The organism is Mesorhizobium sp. M7A.F.Ca.US.006.04.2.1, from assembly GCF_004022915.1.
GTDB classification, from domain to species: domain Bacteria; phylum Pseudomonadota; class Alphaproteobacteria; order Rhizobiales; family Rhizobiaceae; genus Mesorhizobium; species Mesorhizobium ciceri.
This window is the reverse complement of the sequence record NZ_RZQA01000278.1, coordinates 1-7,067: the sequence shown is the minus strand read 5'-3', so window position 1 is coordinate 7,067 and position 7,067 is coordinate 1. Positions and strand designations below refer to the sequence as shown.

Here is a 7,067-nt window from a genome sequence, read left to right as displayed (position 1 = left end):
ATTTGCTGCGTTGGAATGTCCCCTCCGCCGCAATTGCGCCGCTGGCCTTGGTGGCCGCCGGCAGGCAGCTTGCGTCGATGGATAGGAATTTTTTCTTGACGGGGTGAGGGCAGCTATGCTACATTTTTGCCTATGGTGCTGATTTGCGCCAGTGACCCGCCACCCAGGCGGGTTTTTGCGTTTTGGCCGGCGCTCGCCGAATTTCGACGTTGCCAGAAAGCGCCGACGCCAAAGCTGCCAATCTCCCCACTTGTGGGGGAGATGGCCGGCAGGCCAGAGGGGGCGCCGTAGAGTGCCGCCTTCGAACGGGTGGATCATTTGGATCGGAACGGCGTTGAGCCCTGACACAACCGGGGAATGAGCATGGCGACGAGGCGCAGGCGCTGGTCGGCAGGCCGGGCCGCCCGGCAAGCGGAAACCTTGATCAGGGCCAATCCTAGCCAGGGAGAGCGAGATGATCCGAAAACTCAAGGACGGCAAATACCGGCTGTATTCGCGGAAGAAGGACGACAAGACCGGCAAGCGGCGCAACCTCGGAACGTTCGATACGCGCGAGGCGGCGGAGAAGCACGAGAAGGAGGTGCAGTATTTCAAGCGGCATTGAGAGGCGGCCTCTGGCTGTCGCGATGGTGACTCACCAAACGCCAATGCGGCCGGCGCTGAATACAGCCGTCACCCGCAAGATGTCTACGCCACGCGTGGTTGAGCTGGCCTGACCACGGTGGCGAGGACGATGCCGGCGACGATGAAGGCCGCGCCGACCAGATCGTAATCGTGCAAGCCCTCGCCGAGCAGCAGATAGGCGAGCACGGCGACGAACACCGTCTGCAGGTAGAGCAGCATGCTTGCCCGGCTAGCACCCAGCGTTTGCACGCTTTTGTTGTAGAGATAGTACATCAAGGCGCCGCCGGGGCCTGCCAGATAGGCGAGCGCGAGAAGACTGTGGAGGTTCATCGCGGAGCGTTCGTCGTTGAACAATTCCCACGCATGGAAAGGCAAGGCGACCAGCGCACCGGCGCCGAGCAGCAGCACGACCATCGGCAGGAGTTCGATGCCGAATTTGGCACGGCGCAAAAGCACGGTGTAGAGGCCCCAGCAGAACGCGCTGCCGACGATCCACAGCTCGCCCGCGTTGACCTTGAGTTGCAGCAGCGCCCCCAGGTTGCCGTGGGCGACGATGAAAATCATCCCGGCAAGCGCAACCAGCGCGCCAAGCGACTTCCACAGGCCGAGAGGCTCGCCAAGCACGAAACGGGCGAGCACCATCGTCATGACAGGCGACAGCGCCATGATGATACCGGCCGTGGTGGCGTCGGTGTGGTTGAGGCCGTGGTAGATCATACCTTGGCACAGCGTCAGGCCGATCGCCCCCACGGCGACGACTTCCACGGCGCGCGTTCGCAAAAGCCCGATCATCGCCTCGTGATGACGGTGCACGATCGGCAGCAGGATGGCGCAAGCCAGCGTCAGCCGCCAGAAGCAGAGACCCCAGGGCGGCATTTCAGGCGCCACCCATTTGGCCGCGATATAGACACCAGCCGAAAGCAGCCAGCACAGGACGGCGGCCGGATAGCCGGCCAGGGAGGATATGGGGCGCACGGGTTGCACGGCTTGATGCGCTATCGGCATTGCCTGCATGTCATGCCCCCTTCGATGACCTCGGCCGGACGGGGGAATATAGCCTGTGTCGCTAGGTCGTGCATCCGTTTTGAAAGGCGAGAAGGAAGCTGCTCGGCCGATCGTGAAAACGATGTCAGTCTGCCTTGTCGCCGGAAGGCATTGCGGAAACGTCCATCCACATCGCGCCCACGGCATGGCCATCGGGATCAGCGAGGTCGCGTGTGTACATGAACCCGTGATCCTCGATTGGATTGATGTCGGCGGTGCCACCGTTCGCGGCAGCAGCTGTGGCCATCGCATCGACCGCCTCGCGGCTGTCCAGGGACAGCGCCAGCATGACCTCGCTGGACGTTGAAGGCGGGATGGGGCGCGTGGTCATCGTCTGCCATTTTTCACGGCTGAGCAGCATGAAGTTGATGTGGTCGCTCCACACCATCCCGGCGGCCGCCTCGCTGGTGAAGCTGGGATTGTTCTTGAACCCGAGGGATTCATAGAACGCCCTGGATGCCTTCACGTCGGTCACCGGCAGGCTCACGAAAATCTTCTTGCTCATCGATCATTCCTTTGATTGTCGAGGTGCCAGCGAGTGGCGCCTGCTTTAAGACGGTTGACTGCGCGTAGATCCGACACCGCATCTCAATTTTTTTGAATCGCCGGCGCAGGGGCACGGACGCCGAAACCGAGATCGACCGCGAGGCAGCTCTGCCGCTGACGAAACTGGTGAGATCGCCAGCTCCGACGCGCTGGAGGTCGAGGCGCTGGCGGTGCGCACCAAGCGAGGCGACCGCGGCCGCGTCGGGCGGCCGAACCAGAGGCGCCGAATTTGCGGGCGCCTCCGTATTATGATCCAAAAAGACACCGGGCGAGCGACAATCTAGCCCCTTCGTATTGTCGGTGGCAATGCGAAGCAAAAAAACAGCCTAGAAAGACGATGCTCAGTCGACTCCGGTATTAACCCCGGTTATCAAAGTAGCTGCACGATATTCAAGGTCTTTGACTTTCTGCTGCAGGTCGTAGTCGCTGCTGGCGAATAGATCGTGATCGCCCACGCGACAAACGAAAAAGTCGTAGAAGAACTCAATCGGGCTTTGGGTTACCAAGTCACTCAGATTATCCGGGAGAGAGGCCAAAACAGAGCTCGCCTTAACAATCTTCGTACCTTGCGCACCAAATGCGAATACGAATGATTCGGGGGAATTATCGACCATCCTTTCACACTGCTTGCGCAGTCTAGGTTTGGAATCAACGCTAAGCCCGTATCTGGTATTCTTATTAATTTTGGATTGCACTTGAATTCCTTTTTGAACTAATAATCCATCGAAGGACAATTCAAGGCTTATGAAGAGGTCGGCTCCAGTTCTGGTTTCTTGTCCCGATTGCTTGTCGGAAATATGCGTTGCAACACTCCACGTGACGCCTCCGTCTGAGAAATTGGACATCCGCTCATCCAGAAGGGTAACAAACTTCTCACTGTAGCGCTCTTCTCGCCCTTTGACAGTCACCAGCTTTAGTCGAACGTCTCGATCTACGGCCGCGACCTTCTCAGCCGCCGCCCTCATCGCATGCTCGAAACGAGTAAGCATTCAGTGGCTTCCTTTTGCGGGATTCTTCATCAGATCTCGGCCTTGGGCTGTAGGTTGCCAATCGGTTCTCTGTGTGGTTCGTGCGGTCTCTGTTCCCGGCTTCGTTCATGGCGATGGGACCGCATGGAAACTGCCGTGATTTTTCTGAAGACCTTCCTTCAGTCGCGCGAGTCTGTCTGATCGATTCACCAGCGACTTCTGAGAACTGCAAAACGTTAAGTTTAATCCGGATGCCGACACCAAAATTCCTTGGCTTCAACGACTACCTATCGTCGTCATCCACCGGCCAATCACTGTCAGGCGCTTGCCCAGCAAGAATTCGTTGCGACCCATTCACGATTGCTTCCAGCATTCTACGCTGACCACTATCTAGCTTGCCATTTTTGAGATGCTTCTTTCCGGCTTCTATCAAAACCTCTAAATCATATAACTCCGGTTCTGGATGATTCCTCATGGAGTAGGTTCGAACGGGGGCACCGACACTATGAGCTGTCAATCCATCACCTACTTTGACCATAAATTCCGCGTTATCTTGCATCCCAGAAGCAAGCCATGCCTTGGGTTCTGCGGGTGTGGCCAAGTATGCCCAGGCCCTTGCTATATCGAAATAGTACGGCGCGGATAATAGGCGGCCCTCGGCCGCCGCCGTCAATATCTTCGATAACAGTATTGGCCCAAGCTTGTCGAAGGCATCTTTTTCGATGAGAGGGGCATCTCCGCTTTCCGCCCGAAACACCCCGATGCTTCGTCCCATATCGACAAACACGGTCGCGCAAAATGCTGCTGATTGCGCCTTTTCGAAAGCTTCAAACAATCGAATGCCTGCATCACCCTTTTGCCAAGCTTCGAGCATGTTCCTAATGAGGAAGCGGATTTGTGCCTTAGGCCCAAGGGATAGGAATGGTGGTTCCCAATCTATTGCCAGCACCTTCTCTCCGATCTTGAAAAGCTCGTCCAAGAGCGTTTGGGTCGGTCTGGCAGGATGGCGACCACGGTATCGTATCCTAAGTTCGTCCAACAATAGGCCGATCATAGGCTCGCCTTTACTGTTAAAGCGCGACAAATATTGACCCAAGGTATTCGCGATCAACCCGCTATTGTCTAAGTTTGCCAACAGCGCATCAATGACCGACTTTGGGATAGAATCCTTCGGTAGTCCCCAGCCGAAATAGGTCTCGTATCCCTCTTTGCTGCCGATGCCGCGACGCCTCATTACGTCTTCATAGGGCTCGCTGCTTATGCTATTTCCTCCCAGCCATTTTGCAGATCCGGGAAAGAGCGCAGAAAGTACATTAAGGATCTGCGGAACGCGTTCGTTGTCAGGATATCGTCGCTTGAGGTTCTCTACTGCGGCGGTCTTGGCTTCGTCTCCGGTCATTGCGAAGCGCCCCTCAGAAAACAGAAAATCGCGATTGTCGCGAACCCAGTTGAATGCCGCTTCGTCGAAGAGCTTTAATCCCTCCATTGCCAATAAGTCTTGTGCGTCGATTTCGTTTTTAAATGTGGGCCAAGCCATTTTCACCGCGTTTGCCAATTTAACAACGTCGCGAGGGGAATTTATCCATCGATGTATTCCATCTATGACAAGATATTCCCACCGACTGGTGCGGTCTTGCGTCGCAAGAAGGAAGGCGATCTCACGATCGAGAATCTTGAGCAGAGCGTGCCTCTGCGGCTGTGGCAATTCGATTTCTTGCTGAATAATCTTCTCGGCGTATTTCGGCCCGCTCCTTTGTAGGTTGCCATCAAGTGCGCTCCAGACGATCTGGCGGTCGTACGATAATATGTAAACAACATTCGGTAGCTGGCCAACCGTCTTTACCATCTGCATGATTGACCGAACCTCGTGGTCCTCAAGTCTATCTAGGTCGTCGATCGCGACCACTATGCGCCTTCGTGAATTGCGCAGCTGTAGCTTCAATTTTTCGTATGCCAACTGAACCGAAGGTTCGTCGAGAAAACGGCCGATCATGCCGTTGATAGATTTCTTCGCCATTGCACCCGCGAAGCCCGCCCCAACCTTAGTGGGATCAACCGCCATGCCGAGAGTGGCGAGCGCCTCCACAAGTGTGTCGGCTGGACCCCTAACGTGGCGCAGAAACCCTTTTCCTTGGCGCTTCCACCAGTTGTCTTTGGTGCCGAGGTTCTCGGTGAGAACCTTGAAGAACGAGGCCATCAGATCTTGGTGGCCCGCAACTATCCAGGGTCTAAAATCAATGAACCCTATTCGATTTCTTTGGTCTTCGAGTTCTTCATTAAATTTATTGATATGAGCTTTGACGAAATTGATCGTGGTCGATTTGCCGCTGCCCCAGCGACCGTGTAGCCCAATTACATAGCCATTGGGCGCGTCGAGGTCACGAATAGCGTTGAAGAGCATTTTGGCAAACGGCGCGTACCCGAGCAGGTCGTCCTGCCAAGGATTGTCTTTGGGCAGATCGTCACCAAGACTATACTTCTGTTCATTTGACATGCCATCACCCCGTCCCGATCTTCGATATCGCACAGGGCGTTGGGGCGGCCAAATCATTTTTCTATCGCGCAAGCGCAGCAGAAATCCTCATCTTCTCGGACCATTCTCATGCGGCCACTGCTCGTCTCCTCACCCCCCCCATTAACCATTCGTTAACCATTCCCTCGCTAGCGTTTACCTCTCAGTAAGGATTCGCCAGCCGTGACCTTTGCCGCCCCCCTCGAGGCCAAATCCATCCGCTTTCGTGCCCGCTCTTTCGTCGCTTTCACATTGACGCCGGAGGCGCCTTTGGACGTGTGGCTGGAGGGGCTGGATCACTGGATCGGCAACTCGCCGGGCTATTTTGCCGGGCGGCCGGTGGTGCTTGATCTCAACACTTTGAAGCCCGATGTCGCGGCGATCGAATCGCTGGTCGGCGTGCTTGGCCATCGCGGCATCCGTATCTACGCCATCGAGCTCGACGGCCACACCGCACTCGAGCCCAACCTGCCGCCGGTGCTGGTCGGCGCCAAGGAGGCGACGACGGATGGCCTGCTGCCCCGCAGGGCGCGGGAGGATGTTTCCGGAGAGGGCAAGGCCGAGAGCGGGGCGCCTGAAGCCGGCCCGGACAAGGACAGCGTCGGCAAGGCTGACGCAAGCAAGGCGGGCGATAGCGAGCCGCAGGTTGAAGCTTCGGGCACGCTGATGATCAAGGCGCCGATTCGTTCGGGCCAGGCGATCGTGCATCCGCATGGCGATGTCATCGTGCTGGGTTCTGTCGCTTCCGGCTCGGAGATCATCGCGGCGGGCTCGATCCATGTCTACGGCACGCTGCGCGGGCGCGCTTCGGCGGGTGCGCTCGGCAACAGGGGCGCGCGCATCTTCTGCCGCAAGAACGAGGCCGAGCTTCTGGCGGTCGACGGCTGGTATGTCACCGCCGAGGAGATGGAAGGCGTTTCGCGCGGCAAGCCGGTGCAGGCGTTTCTCGACGGCGACGCGTTGCGGGTTTCGACGCTGAGCTGACATTCGTTTCGATATTGGGGCGGCCGGGCCGCTCGACCAAGAAAACAACAACGGAGGCTTTTCAATGGGCAAGGTAGTGGTGGTCACCTCGGGCAAGGGGGGCGTCGGCAAGACGACCTCGACGGCGGCCCTCGGGGCGGCCGTGGCCAAGACCGGCAAGAAGGTGGCGCTCGTCGACTTCGACGTCGGCCTGCGCAACCTCGACCTGATCATGGGCGCCGAACGGCGCGTGGTGTTCGACCTCGTCAACGTCATCCAGGGCCAGGCGAAGCTCTCGCAGGCGCTGATCCGCGACAAGCGGGTCGAGACGCTGTTCCTGCTGCCGGCCTCGCAGACGCGCGACAAGGATGCGCTGACCGAGGAAGGCGTCGGCGAAGTCATCGACAAGC

General features: G+C 57.7%; 7 protein-coding genes. 3 read left to right on the top strand and 4 right to left on the bottom strand.

The window, feature by feature from the left end; genetic code table 11:
- Positions 1-454 precede the first annotated feature (454 nt).
- Entirely contained in the window at positions 455-604 is a 150-nt protein-coding gene (locus tag EN925_RS16500) for a hypothetical protein (protein ID WP_086081318.1), read from the top strand.
- 83 nt (positions 605-687) lie between these two features.
- Here EN925_RS16500 and EN925_RS16495 read toward each other — a convergent pair whose 3' ends face one another.
- The 4 genes from EN925_RS16495 to EN925_RS16475 all read right to left on the bottom strand — a co-directional run bounded on the left by EN925_RS16495 (position 688) and on the right by EN925_RS16475 (position 5,676).
- On the bottom strand, positions 688-1,638 hold the full coding sequence (locus tag EN925_RS16495) for an EamA family transporter (protein WP_127370153.1): 951 nt from the start codon (positions 1,636-1,638) through the stop codon (positions 688-690).
- Between the two features lie 115 nt (positions 1,639-1,753).
- Positions 1,754-2,173, bottom strand: a complete 420-nt coding sequence (locus EN925_RS16490; protein ID WP_127370152.1) for a VOC family protein — start codon at positions 2,171-2,173, stop codon at positions 1,754-1,756.
- Between the two features lie 382 nt (positions 2,174-2,555).
- Positions 2,556-3,203 carry a hypothetical protein gene (locus EN925_RS16480; protein WP_127385211.1) on the bottom strand — a complete coding sequence of 216 codons (648 nt, stop codon included), beginning with the start codon at positions 3,201-3,203 and terminating at the stop codon, positions 2,556-2,558.
- Between the two features lie 262 nt (positions 3,204-3,465).
- Positions 3,466-5,676, bottom strand: coding sequence for a P-loop NTPase fold protein (locus tag EN925_RS16475; RefSeq protein WP_164753780.1), 2,211 nt, complete (start codon positions 5,674-5,676; stop codon positions 3,466-3,468).
- 201 nt (positions 5,677-5,877) lie between these two features.
- Between EN925_RS16475 and minC the strand changes: the two genes are divergently transcribed.
- Positions 5,878-6,678: a septum site-determining protein MinC gene (gene minC / locus EN925_RS16470; RefSeq protein ID WP_127369379.1), complete on the top strand. Its 801-nt coding sequence runs from the start codon at positions 5,878-5,880 to the stop codon at positions 6,676-6,678.
- 64 nt (positions 6,679-6,742) lie between these two features.
- Positions 6,743-7,067: AAA family ATPase (locus EN925_RS16465; protein ID WP_164894235.1), on the top strand; the 325-nt coding region annotated here is incomplete at its 3' end.